This window comes from Streptomyces sp. NPDC007164 (genome assembly GCF_040634135.1).
In the GTDB taxonomy this organism is placed as follows: domain Bacteria; phylum Actinomycetota; class Actinomycetes; order Streptomycetales; family Streptomycetaceae; genus Streptomyces; species Streptomyces sanglieri.
This window is the reverse complement of sequence record NZ_JBEYFB010000026.1, coordinates 26,723-50,984: the sequence shown is the minus strand read 5'-3', so window position 1 is coordinate 50,984 and position 24,262 is coordinate 26,723. Positions and strand designations below refer to the sequence as shown.

Annotated in this window: 16 protein-coding genes; 5 read left to right on the top strand and 11 right to left on the bottom strand. The window is 72.6% G+C overall.

What is annotated here, in order from left to right; all coding sequences use genetic code 11:
- The first annotated feature begins 17 nt into the window (after nucleotides 1-17).
- Nucleotides 18-2,114: an elongation factor G gene (gene fusA, locus ABZ622_RS27370; RefSeq protein ID WP_360547501.1), complete on the top strand. Its 2,097-nt coding sequence runs from the start codon at nucleotides 18-20 to the stop codon at nucleotides 2,112-2,114.
- A gap of 124 nt (nucleotides 2,115-2,238) precedes the next feature.
- Here fusA and ABZ622_RS27365 read toward each other — a convergent pair whose 3' ends face one another.
- The 6 genes from ABZ622_RS27365 to ABZ622_RS27340 form a co-directional block, all read right to left on the bottom strand.
- A complete protein-coding gene (locus ABZ622_RS27365) occupies nucleotides 2,239-4,884 on the bottom strand; it encodes an ABC transporter substrate-binding protein (RefSeq protein ID WP_360547499.1) in 2,646 nt (881 codons plus the stop codon).
- 177 nt (nucleotides 4,885-5,061) lie between these two features.
- Nucleotides 5,062-5,844 carry an ATP-binding cassette domain-containing protein gene (locus ABZ622_RS27360; RefSeq protein ID WP_360547497.1) on the bottom strand — a complete coding sequence of 261 codons (783 nt, stop codon included), beginning with the start codon at nucleotides 5,842-5,844 and terminating at the stop codon, nucleotides 5,062-5,064.
- Complete coding sequence (locus tag ABZ622_RS27355) at nucleotides 5,841-6,824, bottom strand: ABC transporter ATP-binding protein (protein ID WP_360547495.1); 984 nt, start codon at nucleotides 6,822-6,824, stop codon at nucleotides 5,841-5,843. Before ABZ622_RS27355 ends, ABZ622_RS27360 begins: the two co-directional genes overlap by 4 nt.
- A gap of 5 nt (nucleotides 6,825-6,829) precedes the next feature.
- A complete protein-coding gene (locus ABZ622_RS27350; protein ID WP_360547493.1) occupies nucleotides 6,830-7,699 on the bottom strand; it encodes an ABC transporter permease in 870 nt (289 codons plus the stop codon).
- Entirely contained in the window at nucleotides 7,696-8,649 is a 954-nt protein-coding gene (locus ABZ622_RS27345) for an ABC transporter permease (RefSeq protein WP_360547491.1), read from the bottom strand. Before ABZ622_RS27345 ends, ABZ622_RS27350 begins: the two co-directional genes overlap by 4 nt.
- Complete coding sequence (locus ABZ622_RS27340; protein ID WP_360547489.1) at nucleotides 8,646-10,283, bottom strand: ABC transporter substrate-binding protein; 1,638 nt, start codon at nucleotides 10,281-10,283, stop codon at nucleotides 8,646-8,648. Before ABZ622_RS27340 ends, ABZ622_RS27345 begins: the two co-directional genes overlap by 4 nt.
- 141 nt (nucleotides 10,284-10,424) lie before the next feature.
- On the opposite strand from ABZ622_RS27340, the gene ABZ622_RS27335 reads away from it, so the two are divergent.
- Nucleotides 10,425-11,546 carry a LacI family DNA-binding transcriptional regulator gene (locus ABZ622_RS27335; RefSeq protein WP_360547487.1) on the top strand — a complete coding sequence of 374 codons (1,122 nt, stop codon included), beginning with the start codon at nucleotides 10,425-10,427 and terminating at the stop codon, nucleotides 11,544-11,546.
- Here the strand turns inward: ABZ622_RS27335 and ABZ622_RS27330 are convergent.
- Entirely contained in the window at nucleotides 11,513-13,147 is a 1,635-nt protein-coding gene (locus ABZ622_RS27330; RefSeq protein ID WP_360547485.1) for an amidohydrolase, read from the bottom strand. The two genes, ABZ622_RS27335 and ABZ622_RS27330, sit on opposite strands and share 34 nt — an antisense overlap.
- A 108-nt stretch (nucleotides 13,148-13,255) precedes the next feature.
- Here ABZ622_RS27330 and ABZ622_RS27325 point away from each other — a divergent pair, with 108 nt between their 5' ends.
- Nucleotides 13,256-13,960, top strand: coding sequence for a TetR/AcrR family transcriptional regulator (locus tag ABZ622_RS27325; RefSeq protein WP_360547483.1), 705 nt, complete (start codon nucleotides 13,256-13,258; stop codon nucleotides 13,958-13,960).
- Nucleotides 13,961-14,103: 143 nt separating this feature from the next.
- Nucleotides 14,104-15,492 (top strand): FAD-dependent oxidoreductase, encoded by a 1,389-nt coding sequence (locus tag ABZ622_RS27320; RefSeq protein ID WP_360547481.1) that lies wholly within the window; start codon nucleotides 14,104-14,106, stop codon nucleotides 15,490-15,492.
- A 183-nt stretch (nucleotides 15,493-15,675) separates the two neighbouring features.
- Here ABZ622_RS27320 and ABZ622_RS27315 read toward each other — a convergent pair whose 3' ends face one another.
- The 4 genes from ABZ622_RS27315 to ABZ622_RS27300 are packed head-to-tail and all read right to left on the bottom strand — an operon-like array spanning nucleotide 15,676 to nucleotide 22,570.
- Nucleotides 15,676-19,071 (bottom strand): SAV_2336 N-terminal domain-related protein, encoded by a 3,396-nt coding sequence (locus ABZ622_RS27315; RefSeq protein WP_360547479.1) that lies wholly within the window; start codon nucleotides 19,069-19,071, stop codon nucleotides 15,676-15,678.
- 16 nt (nucleotides 19,072-19,087) lie between these two features.
- Entirely contained in the window at nucleotides 19,088-20,098 is a 1,011-nt protein-coding gene (locus ABZ622_RS27310; RefSeq protein WP_360547477.1) for a MoxR family ATPase, read from the bottom strand.
- Nucleotides 20,095-22,254, bottom strand: a complete 2,160-nt coding sequence (locus ABZ622_RS27305) for a trypsin-like serine protease (RefSeq protein ID WP_360547475.1) — start codon at nucleotides 22,252-22,254, stop codon at nucleotides 20,095-20,097. Before ABZ622_RS27305 ends, ABZ622_RS27310 begins: the two co-directional genes overlap by 4 nt.
- 1 nt (nucleotide 22,255) lies before the next feature.
- Nucleotides 22,256-22,570 (bottom strand): trypco2 family protein, encoded by a 315-nt coding sequence (locus ABZ622_RS27300; protein WP_360547473.1) that lies wholly within the window; start codon nucleotides 22,568-22,570, stop codon nucleotides 22,256-22,258.
- 122 nt (nucleotides 22,571-22,692) lie between these two features.
- On the opposite strand from ABZ622_RS27300, the gene ABZ622_RS27295 reads away from it, so the two are divergent.
- A complete protein-coding gene (locus ABZ622_RS27295) occupies nucleotides 22,693-24,258 on the top strand; it encodes an N-6 DNA methylase (protein WP_360547470.1) in 1,566 nt (521 codons plus the stop codon).
- Nucleotides 24,259-24,262 lie beyond the last annotated feature (4 nt).

The window sequence follows — 24,262 nt, the reverse complement described above, 5'->3', positions numbered from 1 at the left end:
CCGAAAGGCCATGGGCCGTGCGTACCGAACTGCACCGTCGACCCACCAGTCCGCCGACCGACGTCCGCAACCTGGGCATCCTCGCCCACGTCGACGCCGGCAAGACCACCGTCACCGAGCGGATCCTCTATCTCACCGGCGCCGTCCACAAGCAGGGCGAGGTCCACGACGGGACGACCGTCACCGACTTCGACTCCCAGGAACGCGACCGCGGGATCACCATCTTCGCCGCCGCGGTGAGCTGTTCGTGGGACGGTCACCGGATCAATCTGATCGACACCCCGGGCCATGTCGACTTCTCCGACGAGGTGGAGCGCTCGCTGCGGGTGCTCGACGGCGCGATCGCGGTGTTCGACGCCGTCGCAGGCGTCGAGCCGCAGAGCGAGTCGGTGTGGCGGCAGGCCGACCGGCACGGGGTGCCCCGGATCGCCTTCGTCAACAAGCTGGACCGTGCCGGGGCCGACCTCGACACGGCGGTCGCGTCGATCAGGGACAGGCTGCACACCGTCCCGCTGGTGGTCCAGCTGCCGATCGGCAGCGAGGACCGGTTCGGCGGAGTGGTGGATCTGCTGCGCATGCGGGCGCTGCTCTGGGCCGACGACGGCACGTTCGAGGAGGGGCTGGTGCCCGATGCGCTGCGCGAAGAGGCGCTGCGGCGCAGGCGGCTGCTGGAGGAGACGGTGGCGGAGCTCCATCCGGTGGCGCTGGAGGAGTTCTGCGCGGAGTCGTCGGTCTCCGAGCAGACGCTGCGGGCCGCGCTGCGCGACCTGACCCGTACCGGCGAAGGTGTTGTGGTGCTGTGCGGTTCGGCCTACCGCAACCGCGGTGTCGAGCCGCTCCTGGAGGCCGTCGTGGCCTACCTGCCCTCGCCGCTGGACGTGCCGCCGGTGCGCGGCACCCTGGACGGCGCGGTGCAGGAGCGGCCCGCCGATCCGGCGGCGCCGTTCGCCGCGCTGGTGTTCAAGGTGAACTCGACGGCCACCGGCCGGCTGACCTGTCTGCGGGTGTATTCGGGAACGATCCGGAAGGGGGACACGGTGCTGGACGCGGGCGCGCGGCGCCACGAACGCGTCGGGCGGATCCTGCGTGTGCAGGCCGGCCGGCACACGGACGTCGACGCGGCGGTGGCCGGGGACATCGTCGCGGTGATCGGGCTGAAGGCGGCCCGCGCCGGGGCCACCCTGTGCGCACCTGCGGCGCCGCTGGTCCTCGAACCGCCCACCGCGGCCGACCCGGTCGTCTCGGTGGCGGTCGAGGCCCGGAGGCGCACCGACACCGAACGCCTGGTGACGGCGCTGGCGCGGCTGGTCGAGGAGGATCCCTCGCTGACGGTCCGCACCGACCCCGAGACCGGGCAGACAGTGCTGTCGGGACTGGGAGAACTGCATCTGGAGGTCGCGGTGGAGAAGATCCGGCGTGCGCACGAGCTGGCGATCGGTGTCGGCAGGCCGCAGGTGGCGTACCGGGAGACGGTCGCCCGCGGGGTGTCCGGGCTGGTGTACCGGCATGTGAAACAGGACGGCGGTGCCGGGCAGTTCGCCCATGTCGTCCTCGACACGGAACCGTTGGGGTCCACCGGTGACGACGGCGCGGACGGCGGGCCCGGCTTCGTGTTCCGGTCGACCGTCGTCGGTGGCCGGGTGCCGCAGGAGTATGTGCGGGCGGTGGAGGCCGGCTGCCGGGACGCACTGGCCGAGGGTCCGCTCGGCGGGCACCCGGTGACCGGGCTGCGGGTCACACTGACCGACGGAGCCACCCACTCCAAGGACTCCTCGGAGATGGCGTTCCGCACGGCCGGCCGGTTCGCGCTCCGTGAGGCGTTGCGGGCGGGCGCGATGGTGCTGCTGGAGCCGGTGGCCGAGGTCACCGTCACCGTGCCCGACGACGCGGTGGGCGGGGTCCTCGGCGATCTGGCCGCGAGGCGCGGCCGGGTCTCCGGCTCGACCGCGCGGGCCGGCACCGCGGTGATCACGGCGACCGTGCCGCTGGCCGAGCTGTTCGGCTACGCGACCCGGCTGCGCAGCCGGACCCAGGGCCGGGGGACCTTCACCACCCGTCCCACCGGCTACGCCCCGGCGCCGAACCCGGTCTCCCCCGGCACCGCGTCCGGGTAACGAGCATGCCGGCCCCTCCCGTTCGCGGGCGGGGCCGGTCCGGCTGCACCGCGGCGAACGGGCGGGGCCGGTCCGTCCGTATCGCGGCGATCGGGCGGGGCCGGTCCGGTCACACCGCGGCGGTCTACGGATGCGCCGGGATCACACAGTCGTCCTCCCGCGCGGGGGCGCGCCCGGTCGGCCAGGCCACTCCCTCGAACGTCAGCCGTTTCGAACCCGGTTCGAGATGGACCACGGACAGGGCCTTGTTGTACGGGTTGCCCGCGTTGGTGAGGCAGATCCAGCCGCCGGCTCCGCGCACCCTCAGATCGGCGTTGAGCTTCCCGAGGTCCTTGCGGATCCGGTCGGCCGAGGGCACTTCCTGCCCACTGGTGTGGACCGCTCGCGCCAGTGCCCTGGAGGCGGTGAGGACGACGTCGTACGTCACGATGGTGCGCCCGTCGTCGAGGTACACGTCACCGATGGTCCCGGCCTGGTCCGTGATGCTCTGCCGCAGTGTGTCCATCGCGTCGTGGGCCTCCCTGAGGTACAGCGGCGGCTGCTGTCCCTTGTGCTTCGGGTCCTGCTGCCACTTCCGCAGCTCTATGGACCATGCGTCGGGGTGCGCCGGGGCGGCGTAGCGGATGGTGACGGACGGTTTGCCGGATCCGGGGTCGCCCTGGAGCAGGGCGCGGTGCCGGTCGTCGAGGCGCTGGTCGAGAGTGGTGGCGTCGGAGCCGGTGATCACCGTGTACGACTTCTTCTCGCGGCAGTAGGTGGTGGCCAGCTTGTTGACGAAGAGTTTCAGATGGAGGGCGCGGCCCGCGAAGTAGATGACATGGGCGTTGGAGCGGCAGATGTTTCCCGCGAAGTCCTCGAACTCGTTGGGGGTGACGCCCGCCTCCTCGACGCCCGGGGACTCGAAGCGCATGTCCTGGACCCCGCCCTGTGCCTTGCCCGCCCTGGCCTCGGCGAAGGCGTCCCGCAGCGAGCGGTTGTAGTCGTCGCCGGGCCGGTCGTCGGTGACCAGGGCGGTCTCCGCCCCGGCGAGTTGGGGGTCGAAGGCGAGCAGCGCGCGGGCCTGGTCCTTGGTGGTGGAGACGGCGCGGGCGAGCCCGGGGAAGGGAACCGTTTCCTTCCCTTCGGGGTTGGAGAAGTCGTCGGCCGTCACCACACTGGCGACCGCCGGGAGTTTCAGTGTGTTGGTGACGTACGCGAGGGCTTCCTTGGTCTTCGTCACACTGAGGTTGAATCCGACGACGGCCCGCAGGTCGGGTTCCTGACGCTGGAGTTGATCGACCGCGCTGCGCCATTGGCCGTAGGCCTTCCCCGGGTTGGCGAGGACGAGGCGGATGGGCGGCTTCGCGGAATCCACGCCGTTCGCTCCGGCCTGGGCCAGATAGGCGCCCTGGATCTCGCTGAGGATCTGGCGCTGGACCGCCGGGTTGTCCGACTCCATGGGGATGAGCAGGGCGACGGTGGCGTGCTTCGCTGCGGCGACCGCCTTGTTCTGTTCCGCGATCCGCGCGAAGACCTCGGGCATCCCGTCGTAGGCGGGCATGAACACGCCTCTGCCGTCGGAGACGCCCAGGCACTCCTCGCCGTGCACCTGAAGTCCATTGCCGCAGCTCTCCGGCTCGCGGAAGAAGCCGTAGTAGGTGCCCAGTCCGGCCGCGGCGAGTGCCAGGGCCGTGACCACGGCGGTCACCGGCCCCAGGATCCGGCGACCGGGCCGGCGGCCGGGCCGCGGGTCGGGCGCGTCGTCCAGGGTGACCTGGACCAGTCGGCTGGGCAGCGGGGTACGGCCGCCCCGGCTCCGTTCCTCCGCTACCCGCACCCGCTCGCCGAAGCGCTCCTCGATCGCCTCCGCGAGGGCGGCCGACGCCGCGGCGGGCTTGGCGCCCTCCGCGGGCGTGGCCCCGCCGGGCTGTGAGGTGGTGACGACCACGGGGTACACGCGAAGCGCGCGGGACTCCCCGTCGTACGCCTCCATGAGCCTGTCCCGGATGACCCGCCGCGCGTCCACGGTGTCCACGTCCGGGAGGAGGAGCACGGGGCGGCGGGCCCGGTTGAGACGGCGGACGACACCGTAGTGTGCGTCGATGTCGGCGAGCAGGGCCTCGACGAGCAGCAGCTGTTTCGCCGCCGCGGGCTCGCTGCGCAGCCGTTCCAGCTCTTCGCAGACCGCTTCGAAGGTGCGCTGCCGGGGAAATCGCCGGGTGCCGTACCAGCGGACGGTCCGGTGGTGCGGGAACCTGAGTGCGTTGACGGCCTTCAGTAGCAGGCCGACCAGTCCCCCGCCCATGCGCTCGCTGACGTACGGATCGTCCAGGAGGGGGTTCAGCCGGGGGCGCAGCTCGGGCAGGGTCTGCCGGCGTTCCTCGGTGATCGCCTCCCTGATCTGCCTCTTCAGGTCGCCGATCTGGCGCGGGTGGGACTGGGTCGCGACGGGCTGCCACTCGTAGAGCGCCGTACGGGCTGCCGCGAAGCGCGGGAACACTATGGGCAGACCGTGCGCCACCCGGCCGCCGTATCCGCACCCCTCGGTCATCGCCTGCAACTGCTCGACGACCAGGCCCTCCTCGTCCTGCCCGGCCGGGACGTCGCTCGGATTGTTGACCGGCACGACGCCCCGGTAGTTCCTGAGCAGCGCGCCGAGCCACTGCCTGGCGGGGGCGGGCGCACCCTCGACCTGAACAACGAGCGCACCGTATCTGCGCTCGAAGCGCACCCGCTTGCGGGTGAAACGCTCTCTGAAGGTCAACTGCGCCAGGACATCGTCCAGCCCCATCCGTACTCCCGTTGTCGGACGGCGAATCGGCGATCACTATAGTGTCAAGTGGGCGTAGGAAAACGGAAGTTGGAGATTCGCCACCTTCCACTGCCGCGGTTGCGCGGGCCGGCCGGCGGGACCGCGCGCAGGACGGTCCCGCACAGCGGGCTCGACGGCCCTTCGCCGGGCCCGCCCTCAGCGCTCCCCGTCCGACGGACCGCCGCGCCTCGGCACCGAGCTCAACAGCAGCCGGGTGTACGGGTGCTGCGGCGCACCGAGTACCCGGTCCACGGGGCCCGCCTCCATCACCGCGCCCGACCTGAGCACGAGCACCTCGTCCGCGATGTGCCGGACGACCGCCAGGTCGTGGGTCACGAAGAGGTAGCCGATCCCTGCCTCGCTGCGGATCTCGCGCAGCAGTTCGAGGATCTGGGCCTGGATCGACACGTCGAGTGCGGCGACCGCCTCGTCCAGGATCAGCACCCGGGGCGCCACCGCGAGCGCCCGCGCGATGGCGACGCGCTGACGCTGCCCGCCGGACAGCCCGCCTGGCAGGGCCGCCGACTCGCGGGTCCCCAGCCCGACCCGGTCGAGGAGTTCGGCGACCCGGGCCCGGCGCGCGGTCCCGTCCAGACCGGTGTGGAGTCTCAGCACCTCGTCCAGGCAGCCGCTCACCGTCACCCGCGGGTCGAGGGACAGATAGGGGTCCTGGAAGACCATCTGGATCGACCGGGCCCGGGCGAGCCGTTCGGCGCGGCCGCGGGCGCGGGCCGAACGGTCCCGGCCGTCCAGCCGGACCGTACCGCCGCCCGGGCGCTCCAGGCCCACGAGCATGCGGACCGTCGTCGTCTTGCCGCTGCCGGACTCGCCGACGATCGCGAGCGAACCGCCCGGCGGGAGTGTGAACGACACTCCGTCGACCGCGGTGTGCTGCCCGTACCGCTTGCGCAGCCCCTCGACCACCAGTCCTTTCGTCACAGTGTGATTCCTTCCTCGGCGCGGAGGCACGCGGCCAGACCCTCGCCGTGCGTTGCCAGTTCGGGCCGCTCCTCGGTGCAGCGCGGCGCCGCGTGCGGGCAGCGGGCGGCGAAGGCGCAGCCGGGCGGGTCCTCGGCCAGCGAGACCGGCCGGCCCGGGATGGCCCGGGGCGCGGGGGCCCCGGCCTCGATGCGTGGGGTGGAGGCGAGGAGTCCCGCCGTGTAGGGGTGGCGGGGCCGGTCGAAGAGCTCGTCGGTGGCGCGGGTCTCGACGATCCGGCCCGCGTACATCACGTACACCCGGTCGCAGATCGCCGAGGCAAGTTCCAGGTCATGGGTGACGAAGAGCATGCCGGTGCCGCGCTCGGCCCGTAGCCGGGCCAGGATCGCGATCACCTCGGCCTGCGTGGTGACGTCCAGCGCGGTGGTGGGTTCGTCGGCGAGGAGCAGGGCCGGCTCGGCGGCGAGGGCCGCGGCGATGACGACCCGCTGGAGCATGCCGCCGGAGAACTGGTGCGGGAAGCGGCGCAGGGCGCCTCGCGGATCGCGGATGCCGACGGCTTCGAGGAGCTCCACGGCGCGGGCGGTGGCCAGGCGGGCGGGGGTGCCGGCGGCCCGCAGCCCCTCGGTGAGGAAGTCGCCCACCCTGCGCAGCGGGTTGACGGAGGCGCGCGGGTCCTGGAAGACCATGGCGACCTCGCGGGCCCGCAGCGTGGCCAGCTCCTTCGGGCGCATGCTCAGCACGTCGCGTCCGGAGACCCGGACCTGCCCGCTGGTGCGGGCGCCCCGGGGCAGCAGTCCGAGGACGCTGCGGCAGGCGACCGACTTGCCGGAGCCGGACTCGCCGACCAGGCCGACGGTCTCCCCGGGCCGTACGGTCAGGCTCACCCCGTCCAGGAGGGGCCGGGCGGCCCTTTCGTCCGGGAGTTCTACCCCGAGTCCGTCGATCTCCAGGACGGGCGTGGTCGAAGTCGTGGTCATGGCGTTCACTTCTCCCGTCGCGCGATGCGGTCGGCGAGTCCCTCGCCGACGATTCCGAACGCGACGACCGCGAGCACGATGCACGTGGACGGCGCGAGCGTCGGGAGCATCGCGCCCTGCAGGACGGCCCCCTGGCCCTCGTTGATCATGGCGCCCCAGTCGGCGGTCGGCGGCTGGACGCCGAAGCCGAGGAAGGACAGTGCCGCGAGGTCCATCAGCGCGTACCCGAAGTTCATCGCGGACTGGGCGAAGACGGTCGGTGCGATGTTCGGCAGGAGGTGGCGGACGCAGACCGTCCAGCCGGACCAGCCCTGCACCACGTACGCCTCGATGTACGGCCGTTCCTTCTCCTGCCGGGCGATGCCGCGTACCAGCCGCCCCACGTACGGCGTGTAGGCGACGGCCATGGCGATGACCGGTGCGGTCATGCCGGAGCCGACGACGGAGACGAGGAGGATGGCGAGCAGCAGTCCCGGGATCGCGAAGACGAGGTCCATCGAGCGGGACAGGATCGCGTCCGCCCAGCCGCCCCGCCAGGCGGCCACCACGCCGAGCAGCATGCCGAGCAGGGTGGAGACGGCGACCACCAGCAGCGGTCCGAGCAGCCCGGTGCGGGCGCCGTGGATCACCCGGGAGAGGATGTCCCGCCCCGACTGGTCGGTGCCCAGGAGGTGGTCGCCGGTGGTGCCGACGAGGCTCGCGGAGAGGTCGAGCGCCTCGGGGTCGTACGGGGCGAGGACGGGTGCGAGCACGGCGACCAGGACGAGCACGGCGAGCACCGCGCCCGAGACGGCGAACAGTGGTCCCTGGCCGAGGAGGCGCAGGCCGCGCAGGCCCGGCCTGCGGTACGGCGCCGTGGTGAGGGTGGTGGTCATGAGGAGCCTTCCCCGGGAGAGAGACGGGGGTCCATGAGCGGGGCGAGCAGGTCGACCGCGAGGTTGACGAGTACGAAGGCCGCCACGCTGAGCAGGGTGATCGCCTGGACCACCGCGAAGTCCTGGGCGGTGACCGACTGCACCAGCAGCGATCCGAGCCCCGGCACGTCGAAGGCGGTCTCGACGATCGAGGTGCTGATGAGCAGTCCGGCGAGCATGGTGCCGCCGACGGTGACGACCGGAGCCAGCGCGTTGCGGAGCACGTGCCGGCGGACCACCGTCCGGCCGGCCACGCCCCGGGCACGCGCCACCTCGACGTGCTCGCGGCCGAGTTCGTCGAGCATCGCGGAGCGGGTGACCCGGGCCAGCAGGCCCGCGAAGGTCAGGGCGAGGGCGAAGGCCGGAAGGGTGAGCTGGTGGAGCCGGGCCCCCGGACCCGCCGCGGCGCCGCCGCCCGGCCCGGGGAACCAGCCGAGCTGGACCGAGAAGAGGGAGACGAGCACGATCGCGGTGACGAAGGACGGGGTGGCGGTGGCCACACCGGTGCCGATCAGCACCGCCCGGTCGAGGAGGCCGGGGCGCAGCGCCGCGAGAATTCCGGCGCTCACCCCGAGGGCCGCCACGAGCAGGGCCGCGTAGCCGACGAGGAGCGCGGTGCCGGGCAGCCGGGAGCCGAGGAGCGCGGTGACGTCCTGGTGGTACAGGGCGGAGCGGCCGAGGTCGCCGGTCAGGACGTCGCCGAGCCACTTGCCGTACTGCGTCACGAGGGGGTCGTCGAGGTGGTGCTCGGCGCGCAGGGCCGCCACGGCCTCGGGGGTCGCGGGGCGGCCGTGGAGCAGGAAGGTCACGGGGTCGCCGGGGGCCAGGTGGATCGTGCCGAAGACCACGGCGGAGGTCACGAACAGCACCGCGACCATGCCCAGGAGCCGTCCGGCGAGGAAGCGGGTCATTTCTGTGCGGCCCCGATCGTCGCGGCCCACGGGTAGTAGAGCTGGGCGATGCCGGTGGGGGCGCCGGTGACCCGCTTGCCGAGGAAGACCGAGTACGGCGCCTCGTACACGGGGATGATGGGCAGCTCGCGCAGGGCGATCTCCTGGAGCTTCGCGGTGAGTCCGGCGCGCTCGGCCGGGTCCGGCTCGGAGTTGGCCCGGTCGAACGCGGCGTCGAACCCGGCGTCGGACCAGTTTCCGTAGTTCCCGAAGTCGCCGGTGCGCAGGTACTGGTAGAACTCCAGCGGGTCCGGCGTGTTGTCATAACCGTTGGTGATGACCAGGTCGAGCCCCTGGCGGGCCTTCGGGTCGACGAAGATGCTGCTGTACGCGTCGGGGGCGACGGTCTTCAGCTCGACGTCCAGGCCGATCTGCCGGCCGGCCGCCTGCACCGCGTTGGCCACCACGCTGATCTCGGGCGCGAGCGAGCTGGTCACGACGGTGATCGAGCGGCCTTCGGCACCGGCCTCCTGGACCAGCTTCCTGGCGCCCTCGATGTCGTGGACGGGCTCGGGCAGCGTGTCGTACAGGGTGGCGGTCTGCTCGGGGACGAGCGCCCAGGCACCGCGCGCGGCGGGGGCCTTGGCGGGCACGCCGACGCCGCCGGCCGCCGCCTTGATGATGTTCTTCCGGTCGAGCGCCATGGACAGGGCCCTGCGGACCTTGAGGTCGCCGAGCGGGCCGTGGAAGTCGAGGACGGCGAGGTCCGCGGCCGCGGTGTTGGGGCCGAAGAGGACCGAGCCCTTGCCGCTGGTCCGCAATTGGGCGAGGGAGGTGGAGGGAATCATGTAGCCGCCGTCGGCGGTTCCGGACAGGAAGGCGTTGGAGCGGGCGGACGCGTCCTCGATGAAGGTGAACTTCACGGACCGGGACTTCGGGGCGAGCTTCTTGTCCCAGTACGCCGGGTTCCTGCGCAGTGTGATGCTGTCGCCCTGGGCCCACTTCTCCAGGGCGAAGGGGCCGGTGCAGTTCAGTCCGCCCTTCGGAGTGCCGTAGTCCTTGCCCTCTTTGGAGAGCGAGGCGGCGCTCACGACGGTGCCGGGAGAGGCGGCCATGAGCTCGTGGAAGAGGATGTCGGGCCTGTCCAGGCGGATCGTCACCTCCAGGGGGCCGGTCCTCTCGACGGAGTCGACGTTCTTGAAGGACGAACCCCAGGGGGAGCCGGTGGCCGGATCCATCTGGCGCTTGAGGGAGGCGACGACGTCGTCCGCGGTCATCGTGGTGCCGTCGTGGAACTTCACGCCCGGCCGCAGGGTGTAGACGAGGGTGCGCGGATCGGGCCGCGCCCACTTGACCGCGAGGCCGGGCTCGGTCTTCAGGTCGGGGGTGACCCGCAGCAGTTGCTCGCAGACGTTGGCGAGCACGGTGTTCGGCGGGTAGTCGTACGCGAGGGCGTAGTCGAGCGTGTACGGCTCGGCGTACAGCGACCAGGTGAAGGAGTCCAGGGCTCCCCGGGCGGGCGGCGAGGTCGGGGTGACCTCGTAGCCGGCACCGCCTCCGGCGCCGGCCTGGGGCCGGGTGGCGCCGGAGCAGGCGGTGAGGGAGGCCGCGAGCACAGCGGTACAGGCGAATGTGATGAATCTGGGCATGCGCATGCAGACCCACCCCTTTACGGGTGTAGTGACGGGCACTGGGGGATGGAGCGAGTATTGATGCGGGAACGTTCCCGCACAAGAGTTCGGCGAAGTTTGCGGGAACGGTTTTGCAGAGGTCGGGGGGATGGCAGCATCGCTCCCATGACTGAAGCTCCGGGGCTCGGCGGGCTGCCCTCGCCCCAGACATGGCAACCGCTCGCGCGACAAGGGCGGACCCCGCCACCCGCCCCGCGCGTCCGTCTCGTGGACGTGGCCCGCGAGGCGGGCCTGTCCAAGACCACCGTCTCGGCGGCCCTCAACGGCACCGGCAGGCTCTCCCCCGAGGTCCGGGAGCGGGCCCGCGAGACCGCGCGCGCGATGGGCTACCGGCCCAACGCCACCGCACGCCAGCTGCGCGCGGGACGGGCCCGGCTGATCGGGTACGTGGTCGGTGAACTGGCCGACGCCCCCTGGACGTTCCTGGAGTCGCCGTACTTCGCCCGGCTCACCGGCGCCACCGCCGCCACCGCGCTCGGGCGCGGCTACGCGGTGGTGCTGCTGCCGGCCGGCTCCCTGCAGAGCGAGTGGTCCGCGCTGCCGCTGGACGCCGTGATCGTCGCCGATCCCGTCGCCGACGACCGGATCGTGGAGGACCTGCTCGCCGCCCGCATCCCGGTCTTCAGCGACCGGTCCGTGGAAGACCGGCCGGAAGCCCACTGGGTCGACGTCGACGCGGCCGCTGCCGTCCAGCAGGCCCTGGACCACTTCCTGACCCAGGGCACCCGGCGTCCCGCTCTGGTCGTTCCCGACAGCACCACCCGCTTCCACCGCGAGGTGTTCGCCGCGCACCACGACTGGTGTACGGCACACGGGCTGCCGGAACTGGCCGTACGCGCCGCGGAACTGGGCAACGGACCGGTCGTCCGGGCCGTCGAGACCGCCCTGACGGCCGGCCCGGAGCGCCCCGACGCCCTGTTGGTGGTCGCCGAGGCAAGCCCGCCCCTCGTCCTGGACGCGGCCCGCCGCCTCGGTTACGACGTCCCCGGCGACCTGCTCCTCGTCTGCGTCAGCGAGGACGAGGCCGCCGTGCACACCGAACCGCCGGTGACCACCCTCAGCCTGCGCCCCGACGCGGTCGCCGAGGCCGGGATCGAACTCCTGGTGGCCGTTCTGGAGCACGGGCAGAGGGAGACCGGCGGGGTGCTCGTACCGGTCCGCCTCGACGTACGCGCCTCCTCGGTACGGCAACCTCAGCCGCCGTGCACCAGTGCGCCGCCCACATAGGTGCGCTCCACCCGGGCCTCGGCGATCTCTTCCGGGGGCGCCGCCAGGATGTCCCGGTCGAGCACCACGAGGTCGGCCAGGTTGCCGGGGAGGAGACTGCCGGCGTCGTCGAGCCGGTTCACGTGCGAGGAACCGGCGGTGTAGGCGGCGATGGCCGAGAGGAGGTCGATGCGCTGTTCGGGCAGGAACACCCGGCCGTCATCGGTCCCCGGCTCGCGGCGGTTCACGGCGACATGGATGCCCGCGAGCGGATCCGGACTGGAGACCGGCCAGTCGCTGCCCGCCGCCAGCGTCGCCCCGGACCGCAGCAGACCGCCGAAGGGGTACTGCCAGGCGGCGCGCTCGGGGCCCAGGAACGGGATGGTCAGCTCGTCCATCTGCGGCTCGTGCGCCGCCCAGAGCGGCTGGATGTTCGCGATGGCGCCGAGCGCCGCGAACCTGGGCAGGTCGTCGGGGTGGACGACCTGGAGGTGGGCCAGGTGGTGCCGGTTGCCGCGCCGCCCGTTGGCGGCCACCGCGGCCCCGATCGCGTCGAGCGCCTCGCGTACCGCACGGTCACCGAGCGCGTGGAAGTGGACCTGGAAGTCCAGGGCGTCCAGCGCGGTCACATGGCCGCGCAGCGCCTGCGGATCGACGAAACTCAGTCCGCTGTTCGCCGTGGCGCAGCCGCAGCCGTCCAGGTACGGGGCGGTCAGCGCGGCCGTGAAGTTCTCCGCGATCCCGTCCTGCATGATCTTCACCGAACCGGCCCGGAACCGTCCGTACGTCAACTCCTCGCGGCGGCCGACCAGTTCGGGGATCTGTTCGGCACCGCGCTCACGGTCCCACCACAGCGCACCCGACACCCGGGCGGTCAGTGAACCGTCCCGCGCCGCGGCCAGATAGGCCTGTGAGGGGTCCGCCATGCCGTTGAAGCGGCCGAGCAGCGCGTCCTGCCAGCCGGTGATGCCCAGCGAGTGCAGCAGCTTCTGCGCCCGCAGCAGCCCCGCGAGCCGGTCCTTCGGGGTGCTCGGCGGCACCAGCCGCGACACCAGGGCCGTCGCGCCCTCCTGGAGCATGCCGCTCGGGAAGCCGTCCGCCTCGCGCTCGATCCGCCCGTCGGCCGGATCCGGGGTGGCGGCGGACAGGCCCGCCAGTTCGAGGGCCCGGGTGTTGGCCCATGCCCCGTGGTGGTCCCGGTTCGCGAGCAGCACCGGCCGGTCCGGCACCACCGAGTCCAGCAGTTGACGGGTCGGCAGCCCGCCCGCGAAGCTCTCCATCGACCAGCCGCCGCCGGTGATCCACTCCCGCTCGGGGTGCGTGTCCGCGTAGGCCCGGATCCGCTCCAGGCAGGCGCCTACGTCGACGATCTCGGCCAGATCGCACTCGGCCAACTCGCTTCCCCCGCCCACCGCGTGGATGTGGGAGTCCTGGAAGCCGGGCAGCAGCAGCTTCCCCGTGAGGTCCACCACCTCCGTACCGGGCCCGATCAGCTCCCGTACCTCGTCATGACCGACGGCCGTGATCCGCTCCCCGCCGACCGCGAGGGAACTCGCCCGGGTTCGGGCCGGATCCATGGTGAGGACGGGTCCTTCGGTGAAGACCAGATCGGCGTGCGGCATGCGTCGGCTCCCTTGCGTTCGGATGCGCTGGACGGGTGGCGGGTGACCGGCGTCATGGAAGCCCGTGAGCCGTTTACACGTCAATGGTGTTGACGTAAGGTCCCGGCCATGTCCGAACGTGTGGTGCCCGAAGGCCGTCGACAGCGCAGCCGCCCGACCAAACAGGGCGCCGTCCTCTCCGAACGGCTCATCGTCGAGACCGCGTTGCGCCTCGTCGAGCAGCACGGCGCCGACGCCCTCTCGGTGCGGAGACTCGGCGCGGCGCTCGGCGCCGACCCCACCGCGCTCTACCGTTACTTCCGCAACACCGACGCGCTGCTCCTCGCCCTCGCCGACGAGCTCGTCGGCCGCGCCCAGGAGGACTGGACGGCCACCGGCGACTGGCAGACAGACCTGCGCTCGATGGGACTGCGCATCCACGCTTCGTATCTCACCCAACCCCAGGCGGCGCTGCTCGCCGCGCACCGGACCACCGGCCGCCCGTACGAGACCCGGGCCGTCGAGACCATCCTCGGGATCCTTCGCGACGGCGGTTTCCCCGACGCCCTGGCCGTGCGGATCTACCACTCCTTCGTCGACCAGGCGCTCGCCTTCGCCGCGCAGGACGCCGCCGCGACGGCCCGGCCCCCACTGGCGGCGGCGGACGCCGAGGTCTGGCACGCGGTCTACGGCCGCCTCCCCGCCGACACCCACCCGAACATCGCGGCGACCTATCCCCTCCTGGCCGCCGACATGCGCGACAGCGGCTACCCCTTCGCCCTGGAGCTGATGCTGATGGCCGCGGCGGCGCTGCACCCGGACGCGGGGCGTTAGCGGCCGGGCGGGACCGGCCCGCCGGGCTCATGGGGGCCCTTATGTCAACGGCATTGACCTTGGTCCGCACGCCAGGTTCTCATGGGCGGCACCTCGGAAGGAGCCCCCGCGCCCGGGCTTCTCCACCACCCGAAGGAAGCCCCATGGACCCCCTGCTCTCACTCCAGGACGCCGTTGCGACCCCGTTCTGGCTCGACGATCCGCGCCGCCCCCGGGCCACCCCGTCCCTCGTCGGCTCCACCACCTGTGACCTGCTGGTCGTCGGCGGCGGATACACCGGCCTGTGGACCGCCCTCGTCGCCAAGGAGCGCGATCCCTCCGCCGATGTCGTCCTCGTCGAGGCCGATGTGGCCGGTGGCGCCGCCTCGGGTCGCAACGGCGGCTTCTGCGAGTCGAGCCTCACGCACGGCCTCGCCAATGGACTCGCCCGCTGGCCCGGCCAGATCGGCACCCTCGAACGCCTCGGCCGCGCGAACCTCCAGGCCATGGAGGACACCCTCGCGCGTCACTCCATCGACTGCGACTGGGAGCGCACCGGCTCCCTCGTCGTCGCCACCGAACCCCACCAGGTCGAATGGCTCGCTGAGGAGGCCGGGACGGCCGCCCGGTACGGCGCCACGACCACCGTCCTGGACGCCGACGCCGCCCGCGCCGAGATCGACTCCCCGACCTTCCTCGGCGCCGTCTGGAACAAGAGCGACGTCGCCATGGTCAACCCGGCGCGGCTGGCCTGGGGCCTGAAGCGCGCCTGCCTCGACCTCGGCGTCCGGATCCACGAGCACACCCCGGCCCTCTCCCTGGACGAGCACGGCGCCGTCGTCTCCGTACGCACCCCCTTCGGCCGGGTCACCACCCACCGGGTCGCCCTCGCCACCAACGCGTACCCCTCCCTGGTCCGCCGCCACCGCCTGTACACCGTCCCCGTGTACGACTACGCGCTGATGACCGAGCCGCTCGGCGAACAGCAGCTCGCATCGTTGGGCTGGCGCAACCGGCAGGGCTGGGCCGACCCCGCCAACAACTTCCACTACGTGCGGATCTCCGCCGACAACCGGATCCTGTGGGGCGGTTACGACGTCGTGCACCGCAGCCGGGTCCGCGCCGAGCACGACCGGCGCCCCGAGACGTACGCCACCCTGGCGCGCCACTTCTTCCGCACCTTCCCGCAGTTGGAGGGCGTCCGCTTCAGCCACGCGTGGGGCGGCGCCATCGACACCAGTACGCGCTTCTGCGTCTTCTTCGACACCAGCCACCACGGCAAGGTCGCCTACGCCGCCGGCTTCACCGGACTCGGAGTGGGCGCCACCCGCTTCGGCGCCGAGGTGATGCTGGACCTGCTGGCCGGCGAGTACACCGAGCGCACCGCCCTCGACCTCGTACGCCGCAAGCCGCTGCCCTTCCCGCCCGAGCCGGTCCGCTCGCTCGGCATCGGCCTCACCCAGCGCTCCCTCGCCCGCGCCGACCGCAACGAGGGCCGCCGCGACCTGTGGCTGCGCACCCTGGACCGCCTCGGCCTCGGCTTCGGCAGCTGACGCCCGCCTCCTCCAGTTGTCCGGGTCGAGCCATCGGCCTTCCTGCGCGTTCCGGATGAGCGGCGCCCGTTCCTTCGGGACGTGTCACTGTGCGTCCGAGCGGGATACTCCTCGTCGTGCATCGAGACCTCCTCCTCGATCGACGACCCGCGCCTCGTAATCCGTCCCCGCGACCGCCACGGCCTACCGCTCGGGGGCTTCCGCGCGGAGGTCCTCGAGCCACAGCCTGACGCGCTCGGACTGCTCGAAGACCTCGGAGGCCGCTCCCGACGGTTCACCTCCGAACCGGTGCACCACGGCGGCGCACTCGTCGAGCGTGGTCAGGGCCTCTTCATGACGTCCCAGATCGCCTAGGAGCACGGCGAGGTTGTTCAGGCTCACCGCGAAGTTCCTCCAGACCCGCCGGGCCTGGGCGGAGGGCAGGGAACGATGGATGTGAATGGCCTCGGTGACGGCCCGCAGCGCCTCGTGGCTTCGTCCCAGGTCGCCAAGTCGGCTCCCGAGGTTCGTCAGGCTCATCGCGAGACCGTCCTCGTGCCCCGTCGGGCCCCGCGCGACCACCCTCCGGTCGATCGTGACGGCCTCCTCGACGGCCTGGAGCGCCTCCTGCATCCGTACCGCCTCGGCCAGGCGATGGGAGAGGTTGTTCAGGACCATCGAATGGCCGGAACCGAAGAGGTCGAAATTCTGCCGCGTCAACTCCCGGTACAGGGACTCTGCTTCGGAGACCGCGACGAGTCCGTCGCTCTGCCTGCCGGCTTCGCCCAGTCCCACGGACAGGTTGCTGAGGGAAGCGGCAAGGCCGGGGACGTGGTACTCGCCCTCCGCCAAGACCAGCTCCCGGTACAGGCGTACGCCCTCCTCCGCGGCGGCGAGCGACTCCTGTCGGCGCCCGACGGAGGCCAGCCGGTTCGCGTACGTCGTGAGAAGGCGGGCGAACTCGCGGCCGTGGCCCCTCAGGTCCTCCCTGGCGAGCAGGCGCATCTGGTGGACGTCCTCGGTGATCGCCACGAGGGACTCCTCCGAGGCGCCGCCGGACGCCGGGGCGCCGGACGCGGCGGCGAACGCCTCGGCCAGGTCGGCGGCGGACGGCCTGAAGGCGGGCTCGCGCCGCAGGCAGCGCCAGAGCATCCGGACGAGCGCCGGATCGATACCGGGCGTCGCCAGCGGGCCCCATTCCTCGTCCTCGGCCCTCGGGTCGCTCCACTGTCCCGCCAGGAAGGCGAGGAGCAGGGCGCCGACCGCGTAGACATCGCTCCCGGGAGCGAGCGACGGGCCGCCGTCATCCGCGTCGAGGTACCCCTGGTTCGTGGGGAGCTCGTCGCGGTGCGCACTGTCGGTGCCGTCCAGGGTCGCCGTCGCCCAGCCGACCAGCCGGACGTCGTGGTCGGAGACGAGCACGGACCGGGGGGCGAGCGAGCCGTGCACGATGCCGAGCCGGTGGGCCCGGGCGAGGGCTTCGCACAGAGCGAAGCCGATCCGCAGGAAGAGCTCCTCCGGGACCGTTCCCCCGTACTCGTCGAGGACGGCCCACAGGTTGGGCGCGGGGCCCGACGACACATCGCCCGCCCTGCGGTGGACGCATGTCGCCGCGAGCCAGGGCGGCTCCTCGTCGGTGTTCGCCCGCAAGTCGACGAGGGAGGGCGCGTACACGCCCGCCATCCTGAGCAGGCACTCGGCTTCCGTGCGGACGAGGGACAGCGCGGCCGCCGGATCGTCGGCGTGCAGCTCGGAGGTCCCCCGGATCGTGACGAGCGTGTCGTCCTCGTCCCTGGCCAGGAACATCACCACGTGCTGCCAGCCCCAGGCACTCCGTGCCTGGAGCCGGAACCGGCCGAGCCGCACCGGGTCCTCCGGCAGGAGTTCCACCCAGCCGGCCGGCAGCATCTCCCCCAGCTCGTCGTCGTGCGGCGATGGTTCCTCGGCCCAGCTCCGGGGCGTGCGGTCGCGGTCCGCCACGGGCTTCACCGGTCCGGCGGCCGCGGGCGGGATACCGAGCCGCGCCAGCAGCTGGTCCCGGAGCCAGCCGAAGGAGCGTCCCGTGTCGCCGACCAGGGCCGTGCCGTCCGGGTGTCCGACCCAGGCGGGGAAGAGCGGGGCGCGGCCGACGGCGGCCTCGATCCGCCGCGTGACGGCATCGGTGGTGCGCAGCAGTTCCTTTGGGGGGACGGCGCTGAGCAGCACGCGGCGGGCCTCGCCGGAGAAGTCAAAGCGCCGGTGGTGCGGCAGCCGGTCGGGCCCGTCGGTCCCCTCCTCGTGCATCAGACCTCCCAGGAACACCTCCATGAGGTGTCCGGGGTCCGTGGGAGGTCCGAGGGCGGACTGCACCAGGCGCATGACCGGTGGTGTGACGGGCGAGACGGCGGCCACGTGGGCCGCGAGCCGGTACGCCTCGGAGGTCGCGGCCTCCCGGAAGCGCAGGACGGCTCCGGCGTCGTCGCTCCGGCGGGTGGCTGCGGCGTCGGGCGGGCGGGTGACGGGCGGGACGGCGTCCCACAGCGGGAGGAGCGCGGTGCCGCCCGGCGAGGCGATGAGCCGCGCCCAGTCAGCGACGGCCACGGGGGTCGGTTCGAGGACCGGGACGGGCACGGGGTCGTAGCGGACGAGGTCGGGCGGCAGGTCCGGGTCGGTGACGTGCCAGGCGTGCGTCGGGCCGCCGCGGCGATGGGTGGTGACCTGCCAGCGCCGGGCGGCGATCCCGGTGCTCGCCCAGAGTCGGGAGGGCAGGGCCTGGATGATCGCGGTGGGACCCCACCGCGCCCAGCGCTCGGTCACCCGTCGCATCCCGCCGTCCCACCAGGCGTCGCCGACGCCGTCGCTGACGACGAGGACAAGGGTGTTCCCGGTCGGGTCGCACAGTGTCCTCGGCGACTGGGGGCGTCCTCGGCGACGGTACGGGCTGGTGCGCAGGCTCGGCGTGGCGGCGCGTGTGTCGAGTCCGTACACGCGTACGTCGCGGAAGGCGCCCGCGCGCTCCATGAGTTCCCTGATCTCGGCGGCGAGCCGCTGCCAGAGGACCATGGAGACGCCGTCATCGACGACGAGGGCGAGGGACAGCCAGCGGGTCCGCGCCGGGCGGTTGACGGTCTCGGGCAGGCCGGTGTCGGCCATGGCCGCTACGGTCCGCGCGAGGTCGAGTTCGTGGCGGCTGGGGTCGGGGAAGCGCTGCCGCAGCGGGCGGAGGGCCTTGCCGAGCCGGAGCTGCCCGGCTCCGAAGAGGCGGGTGTCGGGGGCTCGGACGGCGCTCGCGGGGGACGGGGCGGCGCCCGTGTCCGCCTCCGCGTCCTCGTGTGCGGGGCGCCGTTCGGCGGCCAGGAGCGGGCGGGCGGGCGCGGAGTCTGTGGGGGTGGTGTCCGACGGTTCGGCGGCCGTCCCGGCGGACTCCATGTCGTCCGCCGTCGCCGAGGGCTGCCCGTCGTGGTGCGGTGTGCCGGAGGACGACGGGGGCGCGTCGGACACGCCGACGGCGCGGGCCAGCGGTGCGGCGGCGGCCCGGGAGAGCTTCCCGGCGAGCCACAGGGCGTCGAGGAGTTCCTCCTGGGATAGTTCGGCGCCGCTCTCGGCCAGGACCTTCGTCACGCGCTCTATCACGGGGTCACACGGCTCCGCCGAGCTGGTGCAGGACGGCCTTGAGGAGGGAGCCCGCGTCGAGGTCGACGCCGCCCTTGCGGAGGAAGACGGCGTTGAGCAGCTGGTCGGTGGCGAGTTCGCCGGTGGCGCGGCGGCCGAGGAACTCGCGCAGCAGGTCGTCCATATCGTCCAGGGCGGTGGGGCCGAGGTGGGCGGCGACGATCTCGCGCAGGCGCCGCTCGTCGGGCTCGGGGAGGTCGAGGCGGACGCAGCGGCGGAGGAAGGCGGGCGGGAAGTCCCGTTCGCCGTTGCTGGTGATGATCACGACCGGGAACTCGCGGCAGCGCACCCGGCCGCGCGTGATCGGGGCGGGGTCGTCCGGTTCGTCGGTCTGGACACGGACCGGGGCGTGGTCTTCGGGAAGCCGAGTGAGTTCGGGGATGGTGAACTCGCCCTCCTCGAAGACGGTCAGCAGGTCGTTGGGCAGGTCGATGTCGCCCTTGTCCAGCTCGTCGACGAGCAGCACGCGGGGGCGTTCCCGGGACACGAGTGCGTTGCCGAGCGGGCCGAGCCTGATGTACTGGCCGATGTCGGGTTCTGTGCCGTCCGCGTCGCGGCGGAGGGTGGCCTCGCGCAGCCGGCCGACGGCGTCGTACTGGTAGAGGGCGTCCTGCAGGGTCGATCGGCTGTTCACCGGCCACTGCAGGACGGCGCCGAGTGCGAGTTCGTGGGCGACGGCGTGGGCCAGCGAGGACTTGCCGGTGCCGGGCTGGCCGGTGACCAGGAGGGGGCGGCGGAGGTGGAGCGCCGCGTTCACGACGTCGGCCTCCTCGGGGCCGATGAGGTACGGCCTCGGGTGGGGGGCCTCGGCTCCGGTCGGCGACTCCTGTCGGTCGAACCGGCGCCACGGCGGTGCGGCGGGGAACGGGACCTCACGGCGTTCGCCGTCTCCCTGGAACAGCCGCCAGTCGTCGGGGCCGTCGGCGGAGGGCAGGCGTCGGGGGCCCGTGCCGGCCAGGGGCTCTGAGGTCGTCATGACGCGTGCGTTCCTCTCCAGGGGTCTCTCAGGTGCAGCGACTCGGTCTTGGGGTGGCGGTCGTCCGGCTCCCAGACGAGGGAGGGACGGGCCCGCCGCTCCCCCGGGTGGGCAGCGGAGTGGCTCCGGAATTCCCGGACCCGCTCGGGGAGCGCGTCGAGCCCGCCGCCGGGTGCGAGACTCCCGAGCCTGTCGGCGTCCTCGTAGCCGGCGGCGTCACGGTCCCAGAGCACGACGGGGACGCCCAGGGCGAGACAGATCATGAGCCAGGACTTCCGCTGGTCGGCGGGGCCGTGGAGGACGACCTGCGCGGTGTCGCGGTGCTCGGTCTCCAGCAGGTGCCGCAGTTGCCTCCTGTCGCCGCACGTCCGGCTGGTGGTGAGCGCCGCCGAACGGCCGCGCTTCCAGCGGCGTTCCTGGTCGAGCTCGCGGACCGTCTTGTCGACGGGGAGGTCGGGGCAGCTGAGGGAGACGCGGTACTCGGCGCCGATGGGCCATGCGAGCAGGATGTCGTCCGGTTCTCCGGGCTCCCACTCGTCGACGGCCAGGTCGAGTCCCGAGCGGTCGACCACGACGGTCACCCAGGGCACGTGGTCGCCCTGGCCGGGCTCCTGGCGGGCGGTGGCGACCGCTTCGCCGAGGGAGCGCGCCGCCTCCTGCGGGGTCTTCGATGCCGACTCCGCCTCCTTGAGGACGCTGTGCGAGCCGTCCTCGCGGGCGAGCAGGATCCGGCACCGGTACCGTTCCTCCGCCGTCGCGGTGTCGCGTTCCAGTTCCATCACCACCCGTGTCACCGGCGAGATCCGGCGCTTGGCCCAGTGGGCGGCGTCCGCGCGCCGCTCGCTCAGGGCTCCGGCGTGGACGCCGAGCCGGTCGGCGGTCGCGCTCGACCACGCGCGCAGTTCGTCGCCGAGCCGGTCCACGGCGGAGGAGGCCACGTACTCGACGAGCCGCAGCAGCGCCGGGACCGGTGGGGTGCCCTCAGGGACGCTCTCGCTGTCGGACAGCTCCTCCAGCCCGTGGATCGCGGCGCGCAGGTCATCCTCGCCGAGGTGCGGACGGGTGAGGCTCTCGGGCAGGACGGCGTACGGAAGTGCCTCGGGGGCCGCCCCGGGCAGGAGCCTCGGCTGCTCCTCGCGGACCCGGGTCAGCAGGCCGAGCAGGGACTCGTACTCGTCGGCGGAGAGCAGGGAACCGTGTGCGATTGCGCGGGCCCGTGCGAAAAGGTGGGTCCACGCGGCCCGGACCGACCCCGTCGCGCTCCTCGCCGGGGCTTCGCCGAGCGAGGCGAGGGCGCGGGGGTGGGCCTTCAGGAGGGCCACGAGGTCGGCGGTGGTGGGCTCGTAGCCGTCGGTCTCGTAGTCCAGCTCACGTGCCAGATCCCGCGCGTGGTCGATGCGGGAGGCGCGGTCCGGGAACAACGGGTCCAGCAGCCGTTCGAGTTCGCGCTCGGCGGGTGTGCGTTCGGCGGCGGGTGCCGCCTCCGGCGGGGGTGCCCCGACCGTGCCCAGTTCGGGGGGCGTACCGGCGTGCTCGACGAGGTGGGACACGAAGTCGTCGTCCTGGGCGAAGGCACGCGCCGGCAGGGCGATCAGGCGGCGGGCTCCATAGGAGTGCACTTCCTGGGTCACGACGCCGACGAGACGGTCGCCGCAGAAGATCGCGGCTCCGGAGGCGCCGCCCCAGGAATTCTTGTCGTCGGTGCGGGGTACGGGCGAGGGTCCCTGGTCCAGGACGTAGCGGTCCGTGGCACCGGAGAGGGGCGGCAGTTCCCCGCGCAGGTTCTCCGGGTCGCGGGTGTCGCCCTTGGCCGACAGGGGGTAGCCGAGCCCCTGGTAGGGCAGCGGGGCGGTGCCGGTGGGGCGGCCCCAGCGGACGGCCCCGGACAGGTCTAGGTCCCGGTGGATGCGGAGCAGCGCGACGTCCCGTCCGTCCGGGTGCTGCCAGAGCAGTTCCGCCGCCACGAGGGTCGTCTCGCCGTAATTGTGATGGCCGATGCGTACGGTGATCGCCGGCCAGGGCAGTCCGGTGGCACGGTCCTCCAGGACATGACGGGCCGTCAGGACCAGTCGGGGGGTGATCAGATAGCCGGAGCCCACGCGGCGGGGCCGTTCGTCGGTTCCGCTTCGGATCAGCGCCAGTCTGCGCGGATCCACGTCACTCCTCGTCCCACGACCCGGTCTCGTCGTCGCCGATCTCGGGACCGGCACCGCCGGTGGCGCGGTCCTTGACCGAGAGCCTGAGCGTCAGCTTGTGGGTGCGGACCGTGGAGCGCTCGCCGCTCCCGCCGACGGTGACCACGCCGAAGGAGAGTTTGCCGTCCCCCTTGACGGACTTGCGCAATTCGAGCTCGAGCTCCAGCTCCGCCTCCTCGACACCGAAGGCGAACTGCTCGCCGACGCCGAGGCGCTGCGCCTCGTACAGCTCCTGCCGCAGCTCGTCGATGGCCGCGGCCAGACCGATCGTCGACATCTTCGCCCGCCCCCGGATCAAGAAAAACAGTTGGTCACCGCTACGTTACAGCGCTCCTGGGACAGCTCCCACCCCAGTCGTGGACAATCGGACGATCGGTCACGGAAGGAGGCGGCAACCTCGTGCCACCGCGTGAGAAGAGGCCCACCGGGCAACGGGAGCGCATCGGCGCGGCCGCCGTCGAGGCGGTCCACGACGTCATGTGGAAGGCGGCGGACGCGCTTCGCGGTCCCGTCGACGCGGCCGAGCACAAGGAGTTCGTCCTCGGGCTGCTCTTCGTCAGGTACCTCTCCGACGCCTTCGAGGAGCGCCGGGCGGAGCTCGCCGCGGAGCTCGCAGCGGAAGGTGTCTCCGGAGAACGGCGAAGCGCCTTCCTGGAAGACCGCGACGCGTACCTCGCCCATGGGGTCTTCTGGATCCCGGAAGCGGCCCGCTGGTCCCGTATCACAGCCGACATGAGGCACGCGAACGCGGGCGACCGCCTCGCCTTCGCGATGGAAGCGATCATGCGGGAGAACGTCGCGCTCAGGGGCGTCCTCCCGCCGGTCTTCCACCGCGGTGACCTCGGCGCACGGCACCTGGCCGCACTCGTCGACCTCATCGGGGACCCTCGCTTCACCCGCAGCGGACGTATGACCGCGCAGGACGCGCTGAGCGAGGTGTACGCGTACTTCCTCGCCTACTTCGCGCGTGCCGAGGGCAAGCGAGGCGGCGAGTTCCACACCCCGCAGCCGCTGGCGCAGTTGATCGTGGACATCCTGGAGCCGTACAGCGGTCGCCTGTACGACCCCGCGTGCGGTGCGGGCGGCATGCTCGTCGAGGCGGCCAAGTTCGCCGAGACGCATGCCTCGCTGGAACGCCCCAACTTCCTCACGGTCTACGGCCAGGAGACGAACGAGCGGACCTGGCGCCTTGCCAGGATGAACCTCGCGATCCATGGGATCGATACCGGCGACCTCGGGGCCGGGCCCGCCGACACCTTCGGCGACGACCAGCACCCAGCCCTCAGGGCCGACTTCGTGATGGCCCACCCGCCCTTCAACGTCAAGGACTGGGCCAGGGACGAGGACGATGCCCGCTGGAGGTACGGGGTTCCTCCGAGGCACAACGCCAACTACGCGTGGCTCCAGCACGCGCTGTCGAAGCTGGCCGACGGGGGGACGGCCGGGGTCGTCCTCGCCAACGGCTCGATGAGCTCGGCGCCGAGCGTCGGGGGGGACGTCCGTCGGGGGCTGGTGGAGGCGGATCACGTCGCCTGCCTCGTCGCGCTGCCGGGCCAGCTGTTCCGTACGACATCGATCCCAGCCTGCCTGTGGCTCCTGACCAAGGACAAGTCCTCACAGGGTTCGAAGCACCTGACCGATCGCCGGGGGCAGATTCTGTTCGTCGACGCCCGCGAGATGGGCACGATGGCGGATCGCACGGAACGCGTGCTCACCTTGGACGACATCGCCAGGATCGCCGAGAGCTACCACGTGTGGCGGGGCACGCCCTCGGCGCGGGCCGCCGGCCTCTCGTACGAGGACGAGCCCGGCTTCCGCCACTCTGCGGACCTGGCGACGGTGCGCGAGCACGGTTACACCCTCACCCCGGGGCGGTACGTCGGAACCGCCCGGCAGGAGCCGCCGCCGGTGCTGCGGGAGAGGCCGGCGTCCCTGATGAGGAACCTGTACGCGATCTTCGACTGACCGG